Raw genomic sequence first — 21,000 nt, 5'->3', positions numbered from 1 at the left:
ATGACATTGAAACGAATCGACGCCGGCAAGCGCATGAGCTCCGCCGTCATCCACGGCAACATCGTCTATCTCGCAGGCTTCGTGGCCGAAGCGGCCGCCGGCAAGTCCGTCAATGAGCAGACCAAGGACGTTCTGACTCAGATCGAAGCCACGCTGAAGAAGGCGGGCTCCTCCAAGACCAACATCATCAAGGCCAATATCTGGCTCACCGACATCAAGACCTTCGGCGAGATGAACGCTGCCTGGGACGAATGGGTGGTGCCGGGCCAGACGCCCGCCCGCGCCACGGTCGAATCGGCCCTCGCTGCTCCGGGCCTCGATGTCGAGATCATGGTCGAAGCGGCGATCGTCAAGCGTGCCGCCCGCAAGGCTGCTCCGGCTGCGAAGAAATCCGCGAAGAAGGCCCCGGCCAAGAAGGCCGTGAAGGCCAGCGCGAAGAAGGTGGCCAAGAAGCCCGCGAAGAAGGCTCGCAAGAAGTAACGAGGGTCATGGGCAGCGGCACTCGCGGCCCCCCCATCCCTGCCCCTCCCCCTTGTGGGGAGGGGCAGGGTGGGGGTCCCCGGGCTCTGCTCTATCGTCCATCCTGCCAGCCATACCAAACATAAGCGCCCTTCAAATAAAGCGGGCGGAAGGCGGGAAGCGGAAAGCGGGACAGGCGGCGTGTGAGGACGGGCGAAAGCTCATCACGCGCCGTTTTCGTGAGGAGAAGCCGCGCCACCGCGCGCCCGCTCCAGGAGCCCATGGCCACGCCATTGCCGTGATAGGCAATTGCCGTCCACACCGTCTTCTTTTCGTCGAGAGCGCCCACAAAGGGCACGAGGTCATAGGCGAGGCAGACGAAGCCCCGCCAATAATGCGTGACCTCAACCTTTGCCCAGGCTGGGAAGAGCTCATTGAAACGCCTCGTCATCACCACGCGGTAGGCGGCCTCGCCCGCGTTCGAGGCATCCGTGCCGCCGCGCCCGCCGAACAGGAACCGGCCATTGGGCAGCAGCCGGAAATAATGCAGAAGCTTCCGCGAATCATAGGCCATGAGCGGCGAGGTCCAGCCTTGTTCACGCCGCTCCTCTTCGGTCAGAGGCCTGGTGACGAGGATGCTGGAGAGCGTCGGCATCAGCCGCCCCGCGTGGCGTGGGGACACATCTTCCGGCGTATAGCCATTGGTCGCCACGATCACCTGCTTTGCGGTGAGCCGTCCCTCGGCGGTGTGGAGGTGGTGGCCCTCTGGCGTCTCCTCCCAGCGGATTAGACGGGAACGGCCGTGAATGCGCGCGCCCGCCTTCGCCGCAGCACGCGCCAGGCCCCGCGCATAGTTTAAGGGATGAATGCCGAAACCAACATCGCCCTTGAGGCCCGCATGGAAACCGGGACCATCGAGCCCGCGTGCCACCAGTTCCGCTTTGGTCAGAAACTCCGTCTCATCGCCGAAGGTCTTCGCCAGATAGGCCTGCTCGGCCCGCAGTTCCTCCACGCGGCCGGGAAGATGGGCGAGGGTCACTTCGCCATCACCTGCCGCCCAGGCATCGATGCCGAAGCGCGTGAGGTTCTCCCGCACCAGCTCAACCGACTGGCGCATGTTCGCATAATACTGCCGCGTCGCCTCGAGCCCATAGGTCTCGATCATCCTGCCATAGGACAGCTTGTGGGAGCCGATGCAGGCAAAGCCGCCATTGCGGCCAGACGCACCCCAGCCCACATGGCCCGCTTCCAGCACGCGGACGTCCACACCGGACTCCGCCAGCTCGATGGCCGCGGAGAGCCCGGTGAAGCCCGCACCGATGATCGCCACCTCGCAACGCGCATCGCCTGTAAGTGGCGGTGTTGCCAGATCGAGCGGGTCTGCCGATGCCTCCCAATAGCTGTCGACTGCGCGGGTGAAATGGAAGGCATGCGGATGTGTGGTGGAAGCCATGATGCCGCCTTGCTAGCATTGCGCAAAGACAAGATCAAAAGGGTGGATCGATGAAGGCGCTGGTGCTGGGGGCAGGGATCGTGGGCATCACCACGGCCTATGAGCTGAACCGTGATGGCCATGAGGTGACGGTGATCGACCGGGAGCCGGAGCCCGCCAATTTCACCAGCTTCTCCAACGCGGGCCTTTTCGCCCCGGGCCATGCCTATGCCTGGTCATCCCCCGCAGCACCCAAGATCCTGCTCCGCTCGCTGTGGCGGGGGGACCAGGCGCTGCGCTTCAAGTTCTCGGCGGACCCGCGTTTCTGGTCCTGGATGTGGCGGTTCTGGGGGCAGTGCACGCCCGAGCGCGCCGCACTCAACACCACCCGCAAGGTGAAGCTCTGTACCTATTCCATGGACGTCTTCCACGAAACGGTTGAGCGCACCGGCGTGGCGTATGATGGACGCAGCGGTGGCCTTCTCTATCTCTACCGGTCCGAACAGGCGCTGAAGGCCGCCGCCGCCAAATCCCGCATCCTCTCGGACAATGGCTGCCGCATCGAAACGCTGAACCGGGATGAGGTGGCCGCGAAAGATCCAGCACTCGGGCCCGTCAAATCGAAATTCGCGGGCGCGCTCTATGCGCCTGACGATGAGAGCGGCGACTGCCGGATGTTCGCGCAGAACATGGCGAAGTGGCTGGGCGGGGAGGGTGTGACCTTCAAATACAACACCACCGTGACCGGCTTCGAGACGGCGGGTGACCGCATCACCGCGGTGATGACGGACAAGGGCCGCGAGACGGCGGATGTGATCGTCCTCTGCCTCGGCGTCTACTCCCCGCATCTGGCGCGGCAGCTGGGCCAGGACCTGCCGATCTATCCGGTCAAGGGCTATGCCATCACGGCACCCATGGCGGGCCGCAACAATCCGCCCGCGATTGGCGGCGTCGATGAGGAGACACTCGTTGCCTATGCGCCCTACAAGGACCGCATCCGGGTGACGGCGACGGCTGAATTCTCCGGTTACGGGCGGGAGCACCGGCGCCAGGATTTCGAGACCATGCTCGCCACCATGACGTCCCTGTTTCCGGACGGCGCGGATTGGAGCAAAGCGAGCTTCTGGGCAGGCCTCAGGCCGATGACGCCGGAGGGAACGCCGATCTTGGGCCCCTCGCGCATGAAGAATTTGTGGTTCAACACCGGCCAGGGCCACATGGGCTGGACCATGAGCCATGGTGCCGCCCGGGTGACGGCAGACCTGATCGCCGGAAAGCGGCCGCAGATCCCGCTCGATGGCATGACTGCCGCAGCGTAAGCTTCTGTCACATTCCTGCCGCAGTTGGGCCTATGGTGCGCCGCTGTTGTTAACAGGTGAGGCAGGTTTCGGGCATGAAGCATGTGCATTTGGTCGCGGTTCTGGGCTTTTCCGCCCTCTCGGCGGTTCAGTTCGGGTCTACGGCAGACGCAGCCCAGACAGGCAAGGCCTCTTACTACAAGCATGGCAGCCGCACCGCCAATGGTGAGCGGTTCAACCCGCGGGACTATACCGCCGCCCACCGCAGCCTGCCCTTCGGCACGCGCGTCCTCGTCACCAACCTGAAGAACGGCAAATCCGTGATTGTCCGTATCAATGACCGCGGGCCCCATGTGCGGGGCCGCATCATCGATCTGAGCTATGGGGCAGCCCAGGTGGTCGGGCTGACGGCGATGGGTGTGGCCACCGTCAAGATCGTGCCGCTCACCCGCGTGGCGAATACCGAACCTGCCAGTGCCGCGCCGGTCGCCGCAGAAACCCCTGCGCAGCCGGCAGAGGCGGTTTCCTTCCGCTAAATACAGCTTCGCATTTTCCTCTATCGTGTAACGCGATAATCTCCTTTTGCGATGGGCCCCGGGCTGGCAAGAGTGCGGCCAGGATGTGCTGAGGAGATCGACCATGGACAGCGGTTCAGGACTGGGCGCCGGCAAGAGCCTTCGTGACCCGCGCTATGACATCCTGTTCGAGCCGGTCAAGATCGGGCCCGTGACCGCCAAGAACCGCTTCTACCAGGTGCCGCATTGCAATGGCGGCGGCTACCGGGACCCTTCGGCTGCTGCCGAAATGCGCCGCGTCAAATCCGAAGGGGGCTGGGGCGTGATCTTCACCGAGCAGGTGGAAATCCACCACTCCTCCGAAATCACCCCCTTCATCGAACTCCGCATCTGGGATGAGGATGACATGCCGGGGCTGGCCAAGATGGCGGATGCCATTCACTCCAACGGCGCGCTGGCGGGAATCGAGCTGGCCTATTCCGGCGCGAATGGCCCCAATCTCTACACCCGCGAGGTGCCGCTGGCGCCGTCCCACACGCCCATCCTCACCTTCACCAGCGATCCCGTGCAGGCGCGTGCCATGGACAGGGAGGACATCCGAAACCTCCGCCACTGGCACAAGCTTGCCTACCGCCGGGCGAAGCGGGCGGGCTACGACATTCTCTGCCTTTATGGCGCGCATGGCTTCGGCGTCATCCAGCATTTCCTCTCGCCCCGCACCAATCAGCGCAACGATGAATATGGCGGTTCCCTCGAAAACCGCTCGCGGCTCCTGAAGGAGCTGATCTCGGATGCGCGGGACGAGGTGGGCGATACCTGCGCCATCGCCGTGCGCCTGTCGCTGGATGAATTGGCGGGGGAAGCGGGCTTCTCCAACGCGCAGCTTCGCGAACTTGTGGCAATGCATGCGGAACTGCCCGACCTCTGGGATTTCGCCCATGGCACCTGGGAGGCGTGTTCCGGCACCTCCCGCTTCAAGCCCGAAGGCGCCCAGGAAGACCTGATCCGCGGACTGAAGCAATTGACGCCCAAGCCCGTGGTGGGTGTTGGTCGCTTCACCTCGGCGGATATGATGGTGCGCCAAGTGCGCCAGGGGCTTATGGATTTCATCGGCGCGGCAAGGCCCTCGATCGCCGACCCCTTTCTGCCGAAGAAGATCGATGAAGGCCGCATCGAGGACATCCGGGAATGCATTGGCTGCAACATCTGTGTGACGGGGGACATGACCATGTCGCTTTCCCGCTGCACGCAGAACTCGTCCTTCATGGAAGAGTGGCGCAAGGGCTGGCACCCGGAGCGCATCCGGGACAAGCAGTCCGATGCCAAGGTGCTCGTCGTTGGCGCCGGCCCCACCGGGCTTTCGGCGGCGCACAAGGCAGGGCTTCGCGGCTATGAGGTGGCGCTGGCGGAAGCGACCGCGGAGCTGGGCGGGCGCGTGACGCGGGAGAGCAAGCTTCCGGGTCTTTCCGCTTGGGCCCGGGTGCGCGATTACCGCCAGGGCCAGATCGCCAAGATGCCCAATGTGAATGTCTATCGCGACTCGAACCTCACCGCGGATGACATTCTGAATTTCGGATTCGAACATGTGGCGATTGCCACGGGTGCGCGCTGGCGGCGCGATGGCATTGCGCGCTTCAACCTGCTGCCGATTGCCATTGATGAGGCGATGCCCATCTTCACGCCCGATGATCTGATGGCGGGGGCACTCCCTTCCGGCCATGTGGTGATTTATGATGATGACCACTATTACATGGGCAGCGTGCTGGCGGAGCTTCTGGTGCAGAAGGGCTGCAGCGTGACCTTCCTCACCCCCGCGCCCCGCGTGGCGGAGTGGAGCTTCAACACGCTGGAGCAGGGGACGATCCAAGCGCGGCTTCTTGAATTGGGGGTCGATGTGCGGGTGACGCGCGGGCTGGTCTCGGTGGAGGAGGGCGGCGTCACCGCAAGCTGCACCTATACCGGGCGCACGGAACGCATCCCCTGTGATGCCGTCGTGATGGTCACCGCGCGTCTGCCGGAGGACGGGCTCTACCTCGCCCTCAAAGCCCGCGCGGAAGAGTGGCCGGACCTCGGCCTCAGCAGCGTGAAGGTGATAGGGGACGCCAATGCGCCTGCCGCCATTGCCTGGGCCACCTATGCCGGCCACCGCTATGCCGAAGAGCTTGATGCGGAGCCCTTGGGGGACGCACTCCCCTTCCGGCGCGAAGTTGCAAGATTGAAGGATTGACCGGCATGGCACTGTTGACCGCCGCCATCACCCAGATGGCATCTGGAAACGACTGGGCAAAGAATTGCGACAAGGCGGAGCGCCTGGTGCGCGAAGCAGCCGCCAAGGGCGCGAAGCTCATCCTGCTGGAGGAGCTGTTCGACGGCGATTACTTCTGCATCGAGCAGCACGCGCATTTCCTGAAGCGCGCGGAGGAAATCGACCGGCACCGGACCGTCAAGCGCTTCGCGGCACTGGCCAAGGAACTGGGCGTGGTGTTGCCGGTGAGCGTTTTCGAACGCGCCGGCAATGCGCATTACAACACGACGGTGATCGTCGATGCCGATGGACGTGAGCTCGGCATCTATCGCAAGAGCCATATTCCGGATGGCCGGGGCTATCAGGAGAAATTCTATTTCTCGCCGGGCGATACGGGCTTCAAGGTGTGGGACACGGCGGTGGGAAGGATTGGGCTTGGCATCTGCTGGGACCAGTGGTTCCCCGAATGTGCCCGCGCCATGGCGCTGATGGGCGCGGAAATCCTGCTCTATCCCACGGCCATCGGCTCTGAGCCGCCGAACCCCACCTATGATTCCTCGTCCCACTGGCAGAACGTCATGCGCGGCCACGCGGCGGCCAACATCATGCCGCTTCTCGCTTCCAACCGGGTGGGGAAGGAGACGGCACCCGACGGCCGCTCAGACGTTTTCTACGGCCGCTCCTTCATCGCCGATTATCAGGGCGAGAAGCTGGAGGAGATGGACCGTAGCGAAGAAGGCGTGCGGCTGGCGAGCTTCGATCTCGATGCCATCGGCGAATTGCGCCGCAGCTGGGGTGTGTTTCGTGACCGCAGGCCGGAGCTTTATGGAGCACTCATGACGCGCGATGGGAAGACGAAAGCTGTGTTGTGAGTAGGGGCGCGAGTTTGGCCTTCTCCCGCAGAAGGAGCGGGAGAGGACGTCACTCACCTACATCATAGAGGATTTCATTCCTTCGCAGAAATCCCGGGGTGAAGGGGTCGTTGTAGTAAGCGAAAGTCGGCTCCCCCACGGGTGCTATTCCCTTGGTCTTCAGCCAGGCCAGCAATTCGGCGTTCTTGGTGTTGAACAGCTCGTCCGACCACCAGCCGCTGAACCGTATGGCCGCGCGGCGGGAGGGCGGCAATTCGCGGAGCTGCACGTCGGTGCCGGCGGGACGCGGCAAACGGTCAAGCGAAGAACCCGACGGCATGATGAATTGGATGGTCCAGCTGTTTCCATCTTGCCTTTGCGTGACAGGCGCCGTCATGGCGATCTTCTCGCCCGCGCGGTCATTGGCGAAAATATAGCGCGCCAGCGGGCCAAACCCGGCGCGCACCGCCTGATCGCGCGTGCCGGTGCGGGTTACCTCCGCCACGCGGAGCGGCGGGTAGGACCGGAGCTCAATATCACCTTGCGCTTCGAGCACCTGATAGGGAGCCATTTCCACATTCCGCGTCTGTACATACCAGAAACCCAAAAGCCCGGCCACGACGGCCACCAGGGCCAGTGCGGTGAAAATCAGCATGCGGCGTGCCTTGTTCATGGGTTTTGTCATGGACCTTATACGGCTTAGCACCTGCCGTGGATCCAGTGCAGAATGGGAAAAGTTAGCCCAACCCCGGCCCATCCAGCACGGCAACTGTACTCCTGTAAGCCGCATCGAGATGCGCCTTCATGGCGGCGGCCGCTTTCGCAGGGTCATGGCTGTTCAGTGCACGGATGATCTCCCGGTGCTGCTCCAGCGTCGCCTCCGCCTGGCCGGCGCGGGGCAGCATCAGGTGGCGGCAGCGGTCGAGCTGGGCCTTTGAGATCTCGATGGTGCCCCACAGCCGGGGCAGATTGCTGATGTCGCTGATGGCATGGTGAAAGGCATCGTCCTGGGCGATCGCCTCAATAAAATGGCGGCGCTCCACGGCGCGCTCATGGCGCGAGAGAATGTCATGCAGAAGATCCGCATGCTCCTGCCCCATGCGCGTGGCGGCCTGGGCCGCGCTCTCCATTTCAAGCGCCCGGCGGATCAGGAAAGACTCTTCGATCTCATGCCGGTCCATCCGGGCCGCGCGCGTGGCGGATTGCGCCACCACATCCACCAAATGCTCGTCCGACAGTCGCTTCACGGCCTCCCGCACGGGCGTGCGCGAGACATGAAGCTGTGCGGCTATCGCCTTCTCGTCGATCACTTCGCCGGGTTTGATCACCCCCGTCAGGATCAGCCCGCGCACCACAGGGTAAATCTGGTCCCGCAATGGGCGGGAGCGATCAAGCCGGTAGGTGGAGAGGTCCAGGGCCATTCTGTCATACTAATATAACAGTTCTGGACAGCAAGCGGGATTCAAGTCTAACATCACGAAAAAGAAAGCTAACCGCATGGGAGGATACATGGCGGGCAAGAACAATTTCCCTAAGCTTCACAATGCGATGTGGCCTGGGCTCGTCGGCAAGGGGCCGGATTCTGAACCCCCCATCGACCTCGATACGATGATTGCGCTGACTGCCAAGGCCGAGGTCAATGGCGTGAAGTTCGATGGCATCGATCTCTTCCATGCCGCACCCCACACCAATATCGACTTCACCGATGATGAGGTGAAGGCGCTGGCGGACAAGGCTTCCCGGCACAACCTCGCGATCGGCTCGATCGTCGCGCCCGTCTGGCCGCCGGTGGGTGGCGGCTCCGCCATGGGGTCTGACGAGGACCGCAAGAAATTCGTCGCCAATGTGCGGAAGTCCTGCGAGCTGGGGAAAAGGCTGCGCGAGCTTGGCGTTCGCAAATATGGCGTGATCCGCATCGATTCGGCGGCAAGCCCTTCGGACTGGGTGAAGGACCCCGTGGGCAACACCAAGCTCATCGCCGAGACCTGGCGTGCCGCTTGTGACGTCGCCAAGGATTATGACGAGCGCCTCGCGGCCGAGGGCGAAATCTGCTGGGGCGGCATGCACAGCTGGAAGGCGATGGTCGATACTCTGGAGCAGACGGACCGCCCCGGCATCATCGGCTTTCAGGCCGACATGGCGCACACGCTGCTCTACACCATGGGCTACAATGCGCCGGAAGCGGCCCTTCTGCCTGAGGGTTTCGACTGGAAGGACCAGGCGGCGCTTGATGCGGCCCTCGTCAAGATGACGGACATGCTGCGCCCCTGGACCATCGATTTCCATGTGGCCCAGAATGACGGCACGGTGAAGGGCATGGGCTACCATGACAAGACCGGCCGCCACTGCATGGTGACGGACCCCAATGGCCGGCTGGACATCGTGAAGCACGCTGGCCTGTGGCTCCGCAACAAGGATGGATCCCTCACCAAGGCCTTCCAGCACATCTGCTGGGATGGCTGCATGTTCCCGAACGACGTGATGATGAAGCAGCAGACCTGGAACGACATCCTCGCGGTGATGATCAAGGTCCGCGACGCGCATGGCTGGGAGGGCTGAGGCGATGGCGAAGAAACCGCTCAACATCGGCATGGTGGGCTATGGCTTCATGGGCCGCACCCATTCCAACGCCTTTTCCCAGGTGCCGCATTTCTTCGACGTCGAATACAAACCCGTGCTGAAGACCATCTGCGCCCGCAATGCCGAAAAGGCGGCGGGTTTCGCGGAACAGTGGGGCTATGAGAACAGCGTCACGGATTGGCGGGCGCTCATCGATGACAAATCGATCGACCTGATCGACATCGCGAGCCCCAATGACACGCACATGGAAATCGCCATTGCGGCGGCTCAGGCCGGCAAGATGGTGATGTGCGAAAAGCCGCTGGGCCGCAACGCCGGTGAATCGCGCCAGATGGTGGACGCGGTGGAGCGCGCGGGCGTGGCCAATATGGTGTGGTATAACTACCGCCGCGTGCCCGCCGTAACCCTTGCCAAGCAGTTGATTGACGAAGGGCGGCTGGGAAAGATCTTCCACTACCGCGCCAAGTTCCTGCAGGACTGGACGATCTCCAAGGACCTGCCCCAGGGCGGCCAGGGTCTGTGGCGGCTGGATGCAGGCGTTGCAGGCTCGGGCGTGACTGGCGATCTTCTCGCCCATTGCATCGATACGGCCATGTGGCTGAACGGCGGCATCGCGACGGTCACCGGCATGACGGAGACCTTCATCAAGGAGCGCCACCACGCCTTGACGGGCAAGACCGAGAAGGTGGGCATCGATGATGCCAGCCTGTTCCTGTCCCGCTTCGACAATGGCTCGCTCGGCAGCTTCGAGGCCACGCGCTATGCCCGCGGCCACAAGGCGCTCTACACGCTGGAAATCAACGGCGAACACGCCTCGATCTTCTGGGACCTGCATGACCTGCACCGCCTGCAGTATTTCGACCACCGCGACGAAGGCCGCACCCGCGGCTGGCGCTCGGTGCACATCACCGACGGTGACCATCCTTACATGTCCAAGTGGTGGGTGCCCGGCCTGCAGATCGGCTATGAGCACACCTTCATTCATCAGGCGGCGGATTTCATCGACGGCCTCACCAGCGGCAAGCCGGCATCCCCCACCTTTAGGGATGCGCTCGCCACCGATTTGGTCACTGATGCCGTTCTTCTCTCTGCCCGCACCGGGCAGTGGGAGAATGCAAAAGGCTAGATACGTTACTGCGCGAAAATCGTGCAGAAATTCATTGTGCGGCAGCGTGAGAGGCGTCTTGCAAAACGTGAGAGACAGGTTAGTCTCCCCGCCAAGCAAGAGCCCTGAAGGGCCCGCAGAAACAGGGAATGGGAATGGCAGGAAGCAACGTGCCGGCATTGCGTCTCTCAGGGATCTCGAAATCCTACGGGAAAGTGCGCGCGCTGGACAATCTCTCCTTCGATGTCGCCGAAGGGCGCTTCTTCGTTTTGTTCGGGCCCAGCGCCGTCGGCAAGACGACGACGCTGCGCACAATTGCAGGCCTCGTCGCCACCGATTCCGGACGTCTCGAAATCAATGGCCGGGACATGACGACGGCACCCATTGCGGGCCGCGGCGTTTCCATGGTGTTTCAGTCCTTCGCGCTCTATCCGCACCTCACTGTTTATGAGAATTTTGCCTACCCTCTCCGCGAGGAGAAGGTTGGCCGCGAGGAAATCGACGCCCGCGTGAAGGAAACCGCGGCGATGCTCAAGCTCTCGCACCGTCTGGAGCGTAAGCCCAGCACGCTGTCCGGCGGCGAGCAGCAGCGCGTGGCCCTGGGCCGCTCCCTGATTCGCCGCCCCAAGATCCTGCTTCTCGATGAGCCGCTCACCAATCTCGATGCCAAGCTCCGGCATGACATGCGGGCGGAGTTGAAGCGCCTGCACCGCCAATTCGGCATGACAATCGTCTATGCCACGCCGGATGAGCTCGAGGCGCTGTCCATGGGCGAAGAGATCGCGGTGATGCGCAATGGCGCGGTCGTGCAGCGCGGCACCCCCGATGAGCTTTATGAGCAGCCAGTTGATACTTATGTGGCGGGCAAGATCGGCTCGCCTCACATGAACATGGTGAAGGCCACGCTTGGCGCCGATCTCTCGAGCCTCGATACGCCGCTGGGCCGGCTCGCCGCGGCGCGCAAGGTGGTGACGGGCGGCGCCGGAGAGGCTGCATTCGTCGGCATCAGACCCAGTGATTTGCGGCCCGCCCGTCAGGGTGAAGCCGCCGTTCCTTCCCGCGTCCACCTGATCGAGCCGCTGGGCGACGTGACCGTCGTCTCGGTCGATGTGGGCGGGGAAACGCTCCGCATGGTTCTGCCTGAGCAGAGTGCCGCGGGGCTGAAGCCCGGAGACGACGTTCCGATCACGTTCGACATAAGCAAAATCCACATCTTCCGCGCCGCAAACGGACAGGTAATGACCTGACGCTTTTGGCCTGAAGCAATACGGTTAACCATGGGAGGAAACCTGACATGACCGTTATGACGAAAATGAAAGGGTTCGCGGCGGCCGCAAGCCTCGCTGCAACCTTGATGACCGGCGGGGCGACAATCGCCTCGGCGGAAGACGTGACGCTGACGATGGCGGTGCCGGACTGGCCGCCCACCCGCATCATGAAGAAGTTCTTCGACGAGCAGTACAAGCCGAAGTCCGGCAACACCGTGAAGCTCGACGTCGACTTCATTCCGTGGCCTGACTTCTATACGCGCGTCAACGCCTCGCTCACATCCGGCGAGCAGAAGTATAACTTCATCGTGTCGGACTCGCAGTGGCTCGGCGCCTTCGTCGAGGGCGGCTATTACCGGAAGATCAACGATCTCCTGGATGCCGACCCGGAATTCAAGAAGACGCTGATGAGCGTGCACCCCGCACCGCTCGCCGCCTATTCGACCTATCCCTACAAGTCTGAAAACTACTACGGCTTCCCGCAGTTCCCGGACGTTCTCGTCACCTATGGCCGCAAGGACATTCTGTGCAACGAGGATGAGCAGAAGAACTTCCAGGCCAAATACAACAAGAAGCTTCCCTGCACCGGCGAAGAAATCGACGCCATGACCTGGGACGACTTCAAGAACGTCGGCGAATTCTTCCGCAGGAAGAAGGGCGAAATGCTCGCCGGCCAGCCTGCCGAGGATGATTTCTACGGAATCGCCTTCCAGGCCGGCAAAGGCTACGACTTCTCGTCCATGCAGATCAACGGCCTGATCTGGCAGATGGGCGGCGACATCTGGGATGAAACCAAGGCGCCCAACGGCCATGCCGAAGGTGTCGTGAACTCTCCCCAGGCCGTCGCGGCGCTTGAGAAGTATCTCAGCCTGATCGAATACATGCCGCCCGTCGCCAAGACCGGCACCATGGACATCTTCAAGTCTGACGAGCTGTTCCGCGAAGGCAAGGTCGCGATGAACATCGACTGGATCGGCCTGGGCGAAGCCTCGCTCGATCCGAAGTCCTCCAAGGTTGCGGACAAGCTGGTCTTCGGCCAGATGCCCGGCACCATGGTGGACGGCAAGAACGTGAAGTGGTCCAACATCGGCGGCCAGCCCTTCGTGCTGACCACCTGGACGACGCCTGAGCAGACCAAGGAAGCCGTTGAGTTCGTGAAGTGGTGGCTGTCTGACGACATCCAGCACCAGTTCGCGGCCTCTGGCGGCCAGTCGGCTGTGAAGTCGGTCTATGAAGATCCGAAGTATGTGACCTACCGTCCGTGGAACCGGGCCTGGGCCCCGCAGCTCGACTGGCAGAAGGACGTGTGGCACGTGCCGCAGTTCTTCGAGCTCCTGACGCAGCAGCAGGACCAGTTCGACCTTGCCATCACCGGCAAGCAGGACGCCAAGACCACGCTGGATAACATCGCCAAGTTCCAGGAAGACCTCCTGAAGAATGCCGGCCTGATCCAGTAAGACGCCTCACCCGGGTGCGGGGACATGTCCCCGCACCCTTTCTTTTCTTCTTTGTTGCGGAATCCTGTGCCGATGACCTCCACGACTGCCACTGCACCGCCGCCAGCCCTGTTTCGGGCGTCACCGGATAACTGGAAGCTGGCGATCATCCTGGCGCTGGCTGTTTCGGTGCTGGCCGCCCTGGCGTTTCCTGCATCGGTGTCCTTCTGGATCGTGGGCGCCATGGCAGCACTTGTGGCCGCCGCCTTCACCGTTAATGCCTACCGCCGCAAATATTATGGCGGGCTGCTGGTTGCGCCGGCGATTGCCGTTCTCTTCGTCATGAACATCTTCCCGCTGCTGTGGTCGCTGGGGCTTTCCTTCTTCGCCTATCAGTCGAACCAGCAATCGATCCGCTTCGTGGGGCTTGCCAATTATGTGAAGGTGCTCACCAACGATATCGCAGCGCCCGCCAATTGGGCGGCCCTCATCAACACCGGCATGTTCGTGGTGCTGACGGTGACGGCGCAGATGATCGTGGGCTTCCTCTTGGCCATGCTGTTTGCCAAGCAGTTCCCCTTGCGCAAATACCTGCTCATTCTGGTGCTGACGCCAATGATGCTCTCGGTCGTGGCGTCGGGCGTGTTCTTCACCTATTATTATGACCCGACCTTCGGCATCCTCAGCTATGTGGTGAATTCCATCACGGGCGGGCAGTTCATTCTGATGAGCTCCAAGGTGGGGGCCGTCACCGGCATCGTCTTTGCGGATGCCTGGATGTGGTCACCCTTCGTCATGTTGCTCGTGCTCGCGGGCCTCGTCTCGGTTCCCAAATATCTCTATGAGGCGGCTGCCATCGATCGCGTATCCAAATGGCGGCAGTTCTGGACCATTACCTTCCCCTATATCCGCGGCCTCCTGATGCTGGCGCTGCTGTTCCGCACCATCGAGGCCTTCAAATTGGCGGATCTCGTCATCCTGCTCACCAAGGGCGGCAATGACACGATGACCATTTCCTACCATCTGATCCGCATCGCCAATGAGCAGAACAAGACGTCGGAAGGTGCAGCCATCTCTTACCTGATGCTGTTCATGGTGATCGTGCTGACCAACCTCTATCTCTATATCGCCAACCGCCGCAGCCAGGGAGCCTGACGCCATGGCCGAGAATGTATCCATCTGGGAAGCCCTGGGCTTCCGCAAGGCGAGCGGCGTGGGCGAGGCCGGCTGGGGCCGCACGTTGTTCGTCGCCTTCGTGTCACTCATCTATTTCCTGCCGGTGCTGTTCATCATCTTCACCGCCTTCAAACCACAGGATGCGGCTCTTTCCGTTCCGCCCACGCTGTCGCCCACGTCTTTCTTCGGGCTGATCCCGGACCAGTTCGTGTTCACGCCCACGCTGGAGAATTTCGGCTCCGTGTTCCAGCGCTCGATGACGACAGGCGGCGCACCTGAGAACACCGGCTTCGACCGCTATTTCTTCAATTCCATCGTGATTGCATCGTCCTCCGTGCTGCTGGCACTGGTGATCGGAACCCTCGCGGCCTTCGGCTTCTCGCGCTATCCGCTCAAAGGCAATGATACCTATCTCTTCATCATACTGACCACGCGCATGCTGCCAGCGATCGTCGTCATCATTCCGGTGATCCTGATGTTCCGGGTGGTGGGGCTGTCGGGTTCCTACACGGGCATCATCTTGCTCTACACCGCCTTCAATTTGGCCTTCACCATCTGGATGATGAAGAGCTTCTTCGACGAGTTGTCGCTTGACGTTGAAGACGCCGCGCGCATCGACGGATCATCCGATGTCAAAGTCTTCTTCAAGATCGCGCTGCCACAGGTGGTGGCAGGCCTTGCCGCAACCTTCGTCTTCGGCCTCATCCTCACCTGGAATGAATTCCTCTTCGCGCTGCTGCTCTCAGGTCCTGACACGCGCACCGTGCCGGTGGCCATGAACCAGGCCGTCTCATCCGGCGGCCGCGGCACGGACTGGACGCTGCTGGCAGCGATCGAAACCCTGTTCCTGATCCCCGTCTTCCTCGTCACCTTCTTCCTGCAGGATCATCTGCTGCGTGGCGTAACCTTCGGCACGGTGAAGCGCTGACATGTCGACCATTGAAATTCGCAAAGTCACCAAGCAGTTCGGCGCCTTCACGGCGGTGAAGGATGCTGACCTGAAGGTCGAGGCGGGCGAGGTTGTTTGCCTTCTTGGCCCATCAGGCTGCGGCAAGACCACGACGCTTCGCATGATTGCGGGCCTTGAGCGCGCCACGAGCGGAGACGTGATCATCGCGGGCCAGCGCATGAATGAGCTGCCTCCGCAGAAGCGCGACATCGCCATGGTGTTCCAGTTCTACGCGCTCTACCCGGCACTCACGGTGGGGCAGAATATTGCCATGCCGCTCCACTATGAGAATCTGTCCAAGGCGGAGACCGATGCCCGCGTCCTCAAAGTGGCGAAGATCATGCACCTCGAAACGGTGCTGGACCGTATGCCGAACCAGATTTCGGAGGGCGAGAAGCAGCGCCTGGCCGTGGCCCGCGCCATCGTGCGCGATCCCAATTGCTTCCTCTTCGACGAGCCGCTCTCAAGGCTCGATGTGGAGCTCCGCCATTCGATGCGCGGCCAGATCAAGGAAGTTCTGACGGGGCTTTCCAAGGCAACCGTCATTGTCACGCACGACCAGCTCGAAGCCCTCACCATGGCAAGCCGCATCGCCATCATGAAGGATGGGGTGATCGAGCAGGTGGGAACGCCGCATGAGGTGTTCGCCAAGCCCGCCAATGTTTTCGTGGCCAGCTTCATCGGCACCCCGCAAATGAATCTGGTGGAGGCGGACCTTAAAGGCTTCGACAGCGGCACGGCCTCGATCGCACTTGCAGGCCAGCCCTTGAACATCGCGGCCGATGCTGCCGTGTCGCGCCTCTCCTCGCCCAAGGTTACGGTGGGAATCAGGCCGCGCGCCTTCGCCGCCGTGGACGAGAAGTCGGGCGATACGATTTCCGCCCAGGCCGAGCTGATCGAACCCATGGGTGCTGAAACGCTGATCCATGCGCGCATGGCTTCGGGCGGCGAAATCCGCGTGGTGGTGCCGCGCGAAAAGCGCGTGAAGGTGGGCGAGGCGCTGCATCTGCGCCCCGATCCGCGGCAGACGCATTTCTTCGGGGAAAACGGCAGGGCGGTGCGCCAATGAGCAGTGAGAACCAGGGCATGACCAGGCCTCAAGCGCTCAAGCTGGAATTCTTCATCATCGGGCTCGGCATTTTCGCGCTGCTGCTGATCTTCCAGCCCTTCAGCCTTCAGCTTTTCGCCTTTGGCAGCGTGCTGGTGGTGATTGCGGGCCTCATCAACAATCTGCTGCCCATGGCTCAGCCTGGCGTCAAGGTGCGGAGCGTCATCACGGTGGCCATGGTCGTGGCCATGATCTTCCTGATCGTCCTATTGATCTCGATCGGCGCTGCGCATCTTTATGGCGCCTTCTTCCTCAAACCGCCGGACCCGAACACGCTCGCCGGCAAGGCGCAGCTGGCAACGCCGCCCTTCTGGCGCCAGCCGCTGGTCTGGGGCATTGCCGCCGCCGCCGCCATTCTCGCCCTCATCATCACGGCGATGAGCAAGGCCCGCGGCTGACATGCGCTATGATGTTTCGGTGATCGGCCTTTACATCCTCGATGTGCTGGGCCGGCCCGTCACCCGCATTCCCGATCGTGGCAATGTGGATTTCATCGAGGAGATCCGCCTGACGGTTGCCGGCACCGCCGGCGGCACGGTGGTCGATACGGCGAAGCTCGGCCTCAAGAGCCTCGCCGTCGGGGCGGTGGGGGATGATGAGAAGGCAGACTGGGTGCTGATGACGCTGGCGAAGCATGGGGTTGACACCTCCGCCATGCAGCGGCTCAAAGGAGTGCCCACCTCCGCCACCATTCTCAATGTCAGGCCCAATGGAGAGCGGCCAGCGCTTCATGTGCGCGGTGCGTCAGACCATTTCGATGTGCCGGCGTCCGCCTATGATCAGGTCTTCGATGCACCTATCGTCCATTTGGGCGGAACGGGCCTGTTGAAGAAGCTCGATGGCCCGGCCTCCGTCACCTTGCTGAAGGAAGCGAAAGCCCGCGGCTGTCTCGTTACCTTCGATTTGATTGCAGCCAGTGCCCAAACCGCCGGCATCGTGGAGCCGCTGCTGCCCATGATCGATTTTTTCATGCCCTCCATCGAAGAGGCAAAGGACATGTCCGGCCAGTCCACCCCGGAAGACTGCGCCAAGTTCTATCTGGACCGTGGTGCCGCCTGCTGCGTGTTCACGCTGGGGAGCGAGGGCGCCTTCTATGCCCATGCCAATGGCACACGCATTAAATCTCCTGCATATGATATTGCGGTGGTCGATACCACCGGCTGCGGCGATGCCTTCGATGCAGGCTTCATCGCCGCTCTTCATCACAAGCTGGATCCGGAAACGTCTCTGCGCTTTGCTCAGGCCTCTGCGGGCCTCGTGGCCACGGGGCTGGGCTCGGACGCAGGGATCGTCTCTTTTGCCGATACACTCGAAAAAATGAAACACTGGAAGATCAAGCCATGAGATTTGAAGGAAAGCGGGCCGTCGTCACCGGCGGATTGTCAGGAATTGGCGAAGCCGTCGCCAAGCGCATCGAAGCCGAGGGCGGCAAGGTTGCCGTGTGGGACATGCAGGGCGGCATCAAGACCGATATTTCAGATTGGGATTCGGTGCAGGCCGCCGCGGCCGAAACCGTGAAGCAGCTGGGCGGCATCGACATTCTGGTGAACAGTGCGGGCATCGCCGGCCCCACCGCAACGGTGCTGGACGTGAAGATGGAAGATTGGCACCGCACCATCGCCATCAATCTGAACGGCACCTTCTTCACCAACCGCGCCGTCGTCCCCCATATGGTGGCGCAGAATTACGGCCGCATCGTCAACATCGCCTCGATCGCCGGCAAGGAGGGGAACCCCAATGCCTCCGCCTATTCGGCATCGAAAGCGGCGGTGATCGGCTTCACCAAGTCGCTTGCCAAGGAGCTGGCCAAAACCGGCATCACCGTCAATAGCGTCACCCCCGCTGCGGTGCGCACCCCCATCTTCGATCAGCTGCCGCAAAGCCACATTGACTTCATGCTGTCCAAGATTCCCATGGGGCGGCTCGGCAAGGTGGATGAGGTCTCGAACCTGGTCTGCTGGCTGGCGAGCGAAGAATGTTCCTTCTCGACCGGCGCCGTCTTCGACGTCTCAGGCGGCCGCGCCACCTATTAATCGGGGAACTCACGCCAAGGCCCTGCATTGCCCTCCCGACAAAGGAGGCCGCCATGGCTGAGAACCGCAAGACCATCAACGACGAGCTGCTTGAGCAGGAAATCGAGAGAGGCCGCATGGGCGACCGCGAACTTGCTCAAAAACCAGGCAAGACGCCGGGATCCCGCAATGACGGGGATGAAACCCTCGTCTGGGATGACGACCAGCGCCAGCTCATCGAGAACCAAGATGGTGCTGACGCCGAGCGGACCAACAACAAGCCTTCCTGAAGCGGGCCTCTTAAGGCCACCTCCCCTTGCGGGGCGACTATCAGGGGCTAGCCAAGCAGGGATTGCGGATAAGGGCTCTCTTCGGCATCGCGGCCACGCCCGGCCTCCCCGGCATGGTCACGCGCCTGGTCCCGTAAAGACCGCCGAACGCAACCTCATATCGCCGTATAGCCCCCGTCGATCACCAGATCGTGGCCGCAGATCATGTCCGAAGCAGAGGAGGCGAGGAACAGGATCGCGTCCGCCACCTCAACCGGCTTGCCGAAACGTCCGCCGGGGATCTTCGCCTTCATCGGATCGCCCTTTGCCGGCTGGCCCCAGACCTGCTCGCCCATAGGGGTGAGAATGACCGTGGGGCAGATCGTGTTGATTTGAATATTGTGCCGGGCCCACTCCACCGTCATCACCTTGGTCAGCATGTTGAGGCCGCCCTTGGAGGCGCAATAGGCGCCATGGCCTTCCAGCGCCACCACACCGGCCTGGGATGAGATGTTGATGATCTTGCCCGCCTTCTGGCGGATCATCGCCGGGGCCACTTCGCGCGCCATCAGGAAGGGTGCGCGCAAATTCACGGCCATTGTGGCGTCCCAGTCCGCCACACTGGCCTCCAGCAAGGGGTCGATCAGGGCGACACCTGCATTGTTCACCAGAATGTCGATGGTGCCGAAATAGGCGAGCGCATCGTCTGCAGCCTTCACGGGGCCATCAACTGTTGCCATGTCCGCGGCGATGGCCACGCAGCGCCGGCCCGCCTTTTCGACGGCGTCCTTCACCTCGGCCAGTCCCTGATGGTCCCGCCCCACCGCTGCAATATCCGCCCCCGCATCAGCCAGCACCTTGCAGGCCTCGAGGCCGATGCCCTTGGTTGCCCCCGTGACCAGCGCGCGCTTTCCCTTCAGTGAGAATCTTTTCGTCCACTCGCCCATTGTCTCTTCTCCCGTTTCCGGCAATCTTTGCCGCGTGCACACAATCGGTCAATGGCATTGGGAGGTGCCGCGCCATGCAGAGAATGGGACGAGTGATCAAGCTCCGGCCGGAGATCATTCCGGAATACAAACGCATCCACGCCGCCGTCTGGCCCGAGGTGCTGAAAGCCATCCGCGACTCGAACATCCAGAACTACACGATCTTCCTCAAGGAGCCGGAGAATTTCCTCTTCGCCTATTGGGAGTATCACGGTGATGATTTCGACGCCGACATGAAGAAGATGGCGGATGCGCCGCGCATGAAGGAGTGGTGGACCATCACCGACCCCATGCAGATCCCGTTTGAGACCCGGAAAGAGGGCGAATGGTGGGCGGAGATGGAGGATGTGTTCCACACGGACTGAAGGGACTTCAGATCACTTCTTTCTGGACGTCCCGAAATAACTCCGCTCCAGCGTCGCAAAGGCGCGCTGATAGACATTTTGCTCGGTGCGCGGGATCAGCACCACGTCGTCCTGCGGGCTCGCGACCCAGTCGCCGGTCCACACGCCGAATGTGGTGTTGTCCGCGGTCACCGGCCACAGGCGAGGGCCGGAGACATAGTTCATCCACGGGATTTCGCATTTGGTGATGCGGTAGGAGAAGCTGCGCGTCAGGTCGCAGAGGTGGAGGAGTTCCTCGTTCAGGTGGCCTTCGCCGAAATAGAAATCGCGAATGCCGCCCACCTTGTCGGAGCGCTGGCGTTTCAGCATGTGCATCTTGGTGATCTCTTCATGCCAGCCGCCCATGCCGGCAAAATCCCGCATCACCTTCCACACCTCGTCAACAGGCCCCTTGATGACGCGGGACGTCCACACCTTGTTGGGCTGATAGCCCTTCCAGCGCACGGCCCCCGCGGGCGGCCCGGGCTTCGTCCGCGCCAGCAATGCGGCCAGGGACTTGAAGTTGTTGGCAAAGACATCCTTGGAGACGATCTTCACGAACTTCCCCTCATCCTCCGGCGCTTCGTCGAATGTGGCTTCCCATTCGGCGAAGGTCTGGTCCGTGTGCGTGACGGGGTAGAGGCGCAGAGTGGCCTGGTAATTCTTCACCGGAAAGGCCGGCGTCTCGAAATTATAGGTGAAGCGGTAATTTGCATCGTCCAGCATCAAAAGCCGCTCGCGCACATGGGCGCCATTGGTGAGGTGGAAGGAGCGCACGCAACCCACCACATCTGCGTCCAACCCGCCCTCGATCTTGGATCTGGCAACGCCTGCGGCCCAGTTGGGAAGACCGTTGAAATCCCGCACGATGCTCCAGACTGTCTCGACGGGCGCTTTCAGGATGATCGATGCATAGGCGCGGGCCATT

At 62.1% G+C, this 21,000-nt stretch carries 20 protein-coding genes and 2 pseudogenes; 17 read left to right on the top strand and 5 right to left on the bottom strand.

What is annotated here, in order from left to right; translation table 11 throughout:
- Positions 1-348, top strand: a pseudogene (locus ACO06F_RS09205) (RidA family protein); the annotation flags it as partial.
- 223 nt (positions 349-571) lie between these two features.
- On the opposite strand, the gene ACO06F_RS09200 reads toward ACO06F_RS09205, so the two are convergent.
- A complete protein-coding gene (locus ACO06F_RS09200) occupies positions 572-1,912 on the bottom strand; it encodes an NAD(P)/FAD-dependent oxidoreductase (protein WP_421696387.1) in 1,341 nt (446 codons plus the stop codon).
- A 50-nt stretch (positions 1,913-1,962) separates the two neighbouring features.
- Here ACO06F_RS09200 and ACO06F_RS09195 point away from each other — a divergent pair, with 50 nt between their 5' ends.
- The 4 genes and pseudogenes from ACO06F_RS09195 to aguB all read left to right on the top strand — a co-directional run bounded on the left by ACO06F_RS09195 (position 1,963) and on the right by aguB (position 6,821).
- Complete coding sequence (locus ACO06F_RS09195; RefSeq protein WP_421696386.1) at positions 1,963-3,210, top strand: D-amino acid dehydrogenase; 1,248 nt, start codon at positions 1,963-1,965, stop codon at positions 3,208-3,210.
- A gap of 74 nt (positions 3,211-3,284) precedes the next feature.
- Positions 3,285-3,629 (top strand): annotated as a pseudogene (locus ACO06F_RS09190) (septal ring lytic transglycosylase RlpA family protein); the annotation flags it as partial.
- 199 nt (positions 3,630-3,828) lie between these two features.
- The gene (locus tag ACO06F_RS09185; protein WP_421696385.1) at positions 3,829-5,931 is read left to right on the top strand and encodes an NAD(P)-binding protein; all 2,103 of its coding nucleotides are present in this window, start codon (positions 3,829-3,831) and stop codon (positions 5,929-5,931) included.
- A gap of 5 nt (positions 5,932-5,936) precedes the next feature.
- Complete coding sequence (aguB, locus tag ACO06F_RS09180) at positions 5,937-6,821, top strand: N-carbamoylputrescine amidase (protein ID WP_421696384.1); 885 nt, start codon at positions 5,937-5,939, stop codon at positions 6,819-6,821.
- A gap of 49 nt (positions 6,822-6,870) precedes the next feature.
- On the opposite strand, the gene ACO06F_RS09175 is transcribed toward aguB, so the two are convergent.
- Positions 6,871-7,473, bottom strand: coding sequence for an SOUL family heme-binding protein (locus tag ACO06F_RS09175; RefSeq protein ID WP_421696383.1), 603 nt, complete (start codon positions 7,471-7,473; stop codon positions 6,871-6,873).
- A gap of 64 nt (positions 7,474-7,537) precedes the next feature.
- On the bottom strand, positions 7,538-8,221 hold the full coding sequence (locus ACO06F_RS09170; protein ID WP_421696382.1) for a GntR family transcriptional regulator: 684 nt from the start codon (positions 8,219-8,221) through the stop codon (positions 7,538-7,540).
- 88 nt (positions 8,222-8,309) lie between these two features.
- Between ACO06F_RS09170 and ACO06F_RS09165 the strand changes: the two genes are divergently transcribed.
- From ACO06F_RS09165 to ACO06F_RS09115, 11 genes are all read left to right on the top strand, one after another.
- Positions 8,310-9,359, top strand: a complete 1,050-nt coding sequence (locus ACO06F_RS09165) for a sugar phosphate isomerase/epimerase family protein (protein WP_421696381.1) — start codon at positions 8,310-8,312, stop codon at positions 9,357-9,359.
- Between the two features lie 4 nt (positions 9,360-9,363).
- Positions 9,364-10,506, top strand: coding sequence for a Gfo/Idh/MocA family protein (locus ACO06F_RS09160; protein WP_421696380.1), 1,143 nt, complete (start codon positions 9,364-9,366; stop codon positions 10,504-10,506).
- Positions 10,507-10,640: 134 nt separating this feature from the next.
- Complete coding sequence (locus ACO06F_RS09155) at positions 10,641-11,732, top strand: ABC transporter ATP-binding protein (protein WP_421696379.1); 1,092 nt, start codon at positions 10,641-10,643, stop codon at positions 11,730-11,732.
- Between the two features lie 47 nt (positions 11,733-11,779).
- Positions 11,780-13,210: an extracellular solute-binding protein gene (locus tag ACO06F_RS09150; RefSeq protein ID WP_421696378.1), complete on the top strand. Its 1,431-nt coding sequence runs from the start codon at positions 11,780-11,782 to the stop codon at positions 13,208-13,210.
- 72 nt (positions 13,211-13,282) lie between these two features.
- Positions 13,283-14,344, top strand: a complete 1,062-nt coding sequence (locus ACO06F_RS09145; RefSeq protein WP_421696377.1) for a carbohydrate ABC transporter permease — start codon at positions 13,283-13,285, stop codon at positions 14,342-14,344.
- A 4-nt stretch (positions 14,345-14,348) separates the two neighbouring features.
- Entirely contained in the window at positions 14,349-15,293 is a 945-nt protein-coding gene (locus ACO06F_RS09140) for a carbohydrate ABC transporter permease (RefSeq protein ID WP_421696376.1), read from the top strand.
- A 1-nt stretch (position 15,294) separates the two neighbouring features.
- Positions 15,295-16,383, top strand: coding sequence for an ABC transporter ATP-binding protein (locus ACO06F_RS09135; protein WP_421696375.1), 1,089 nt, complete (start codon positions 15,295-15,297; stop codon positions 16,381-16,383).
- Entirely contained in the window at positions 16,380-16,820 is a 441-nt protein-coding gene (locus tag ACO06F_RS09130) for a hypothetical protein (RefSeq protein WP_421696374.1), read from the top strand. Before ACO06F_RS09135 ends, ACO06F_RS09130 begins: the two co-directional genes overlap by 4 nt.
- A 1-nt stretch (position 16,821) precedes the next feature.
- Positions 16,822-17,766 carry a carbohydrate kinase family protein gene (locus ACO06F_RS09125; RefSeq protein WP_421696373.1) on the top strand — a complete coding sequence of 315 codons (945 nt, stop codon included), beginning with the start codon at positions 16,822-16,824 and terminating at the stop codon, positions 17,764-17,766.
- On the top strand, positions 17,763-18,455 hold the full coding sequence (locus ACO06F_RS09120) for an SDR family NAD(P)-dependent oxidoreductase (RefSeq protein ID WP_421696372.1): 693 nt from the start codon (positions 17,763-17,765) through the stop codon (positions 18,453-18,455). The genes ACO06F_RS09125 and ACO06F_RS09120 overlap by 4 nt, the downstream gene beginning before the upstream one ends.
- A gap of 53 nt (positions 18,456-18,508) precedes the next feature.
- The gene (locus tag ACO06F_RS09115) at positions 18,509-18,724 is read left to right on the top strand and encodes a hypothetical protein (RefSeq protein WP_421696371.1); all 216 of its coding nucleotides are present in this window, start codon (positions 18,509-18,511) and stop codon (positions 18,722-18,724) included.
- A gap of 155 nt (positions 18,725-18,879) precedes the next feature.
- Here ACO06F_RS09115 and ACO06F_RS09110 read toward each other — a convergent pair whose 3' ends face one another.
- Positions 18,880-19,650: an SDR family NAD(P)-dependent oxidoreductase gene (locus tag ACO06F_RS09110; RefSeq protein ID WP_421696370.1), complete on the bottom strand. Its 771-nt coding sequence runs from the start codon at positions 19,648-19,650 to the stop codon at positions 18,880-18,882.
- A gap of 74 nt (positions 19,651-19,724) precedes the next feature.
- Between ACO06F_RS09110 and ACO06F_RS09105 the strand changes: the two genes are divergently transcribed.
- Positions 19,725-20,054 carry an L-rhamnose mutarotase gene (locus tag ACO06F_RS09105; RefSeq protein ID WP_421696369.1) on the top strand — a complete coding sequence of 110 codons (330 nt, stop codon included), beginning with the start codon at positions 19,725-19,727 and terminating at the stop codon, positions 20,052-20,054.
- A gap of 12 nt (positions 20,055-20,066) precedes the next feature.
- On the opposite strand, the gene ACO06F_RS09100 is transcribed toward ACO06F_RS09105, so the two are convergent.
- A complete protein-coding gene (locus tag ACO06F_RS09100) occupies positions 20,067-20,999 on the bottom strand; it encodes an SRPBCC family protein (protein WP_421696368.1) in 933 nt (310 codons plus the stop codon).
- Position 21,000 lies beyond the last annotated feature (1 nt).

The sequence above is a fragment of the Aestuariivirga sp. genome (genome assembly GCF_965227715.1).
Classification (GTDB): domain Bacteria; phylum Pseudomonadota; class Alphaproteobacteria; order Rhizobiales; family Aestuariivirgaceae; genus Aestuariivirga.
This window is presented reverse-complemented; position numbering and strand designations above follow the sequence as displayed.

Bases quoted from the DNA above. Each gene is read 5' to 3' on its own strand.
- ACO06F_RS09200 (WP_421696387.1), bottom strand. From the start codon at position 1,912: ATGGCTTCCACCACACATCCGCATGCCTTCCATTTCACCCGCGCAGTC.
- ACO06F_RS09195 (WP_421696386.1), top strand. From the start codon at position 1,963: ATGAAGGCGCTGGTGCTGGGGGCAGGGATCGTGGGCATCACCACGGCC.
- ACO06F_RS09185 (WP_421696385.1), top strand. From the start codon at position 3,829: ATGGACAGCGGTTCAGGACTGGGCGCCGGCAAGAGCCTTCGTGACCCG.
- aguB (WP_421696384.1), top strand. From the start codon at position 5,937: ATGGCACTGTTGACCGCCGCCATCACCCAGATGGCATCTGGAAACGAC.
- ACO06F_RS09175 (WP_421696383.1), bottom strand. From the start codon at position 7,473: ATGAACAAGGCACGCCGCATGCTGATTTTCACCGCACTGGCCCTGGTG.
- ACO06F_RS09170 (WP_421696382.1), bottom strand. From the start codon at position 8,221: ATGGCCCTGGACCTCTCCACCTACCGGCTTGATCGCTCCCGCCCATTG.
- ACO06F_RS09165 (WP_421696381.1), top strand. From the start codon at position 8,310: ATGGCGGGCAAGAACAATTTCCCTAAGCTTCACAATGCGATGTGGCCT.
- ACO06F_RS09160 (WP_421696380.1), top strand. From the start codon at position 9,364: ATGGCGAAGAAACCGCTCAACATCGGCATGGTGGGCTATGGCTTCATG.
- ACO06F_RS09155 (WP_421696379.1), top strand. From the start codon at position 10,641: ATGGCAGGAAGCAACGTGCCGGCATTGCGTCTCTCAGGGATCTCGAAA.
- ACO06F_RS09150 (WP_421696378.1), top strand. From the start codon at position 11,780: ATGACCGTTATGACGAAAATGAAAGGGTTCGCGGCGGCCGCAAGCCTC.
- ACO06F_RS09145 (WP_421696377.1), top strand. From the start codon at position 13,283: ATGACCTCCACGACTGCCACTGCACCGCCGCCAGCCCTGTTTCGGGCG.
- ACO06F_RS09140 (WP_421696376.1), top strand. From the start codon at position 14,349: ATGGCCGAGAATGTATCCATCTGGGAAGCCCTGGGCTTCCGCAAGGCG.
- ACO06F_RS09135 (WP_421696375.1), top strand. From the start codon at position 15,295: ATGTCGACCATTGAAATTCGCAAAGTCACCAAGCAGTTCGGCGCCTTC.
- ACO06F_RS09130 (WP_421696374.1), top strand. From the start codon at position 16,380: ATGAGCAGTGAGAACCAGGGCATGACCAGGCCTCAAGCGCTCAAGCTG.
- ACO06F_RS09125 (WP_421696373.1), top strand. From the start codon at position 16,822: ATGCGCTATGATGTTTCGGTGATCGGCCTTTACATCCTCGATGTGCTG.
- ACO06F_RS09120 (WP_421696372.1), top strand. From the start codon at position 17,763: ATGAGATTTGAAGGAAAGCGGGCCGTCGTCACCGGCGGATTGTCAGGA.
- ACO06F_RS09115 (WP_421696371.1), top strand. From the start codon at position 18,509: ATGGCTGAGAACCGCAAGACCATCAACGACGAGCTGCTTGAGCAGGAA.
- ACO06F_RS09110 (WP_421696370.1), bottom strand. From the start codon at position 19,650: ATGGGCGAGTGGACGAAAAGATTCTCACTGAAGGGAAAGCGCGCGCTG.
- ACO06F_RS09105 (WP_421696369.1), top strand. From the start codon at position 19,725: ATGCAGAGAATGGGACGAGTGATCAAGCTCCGGCCGGAGATCATTCCG.
- ACO06F_RS09100 (WP_421696368.1), bottom strand. From the start codon at position 20,999: ATGGCCCGCGCCTATGCATCGATCATCCTGAAAGCGCCCGTCGAGACA.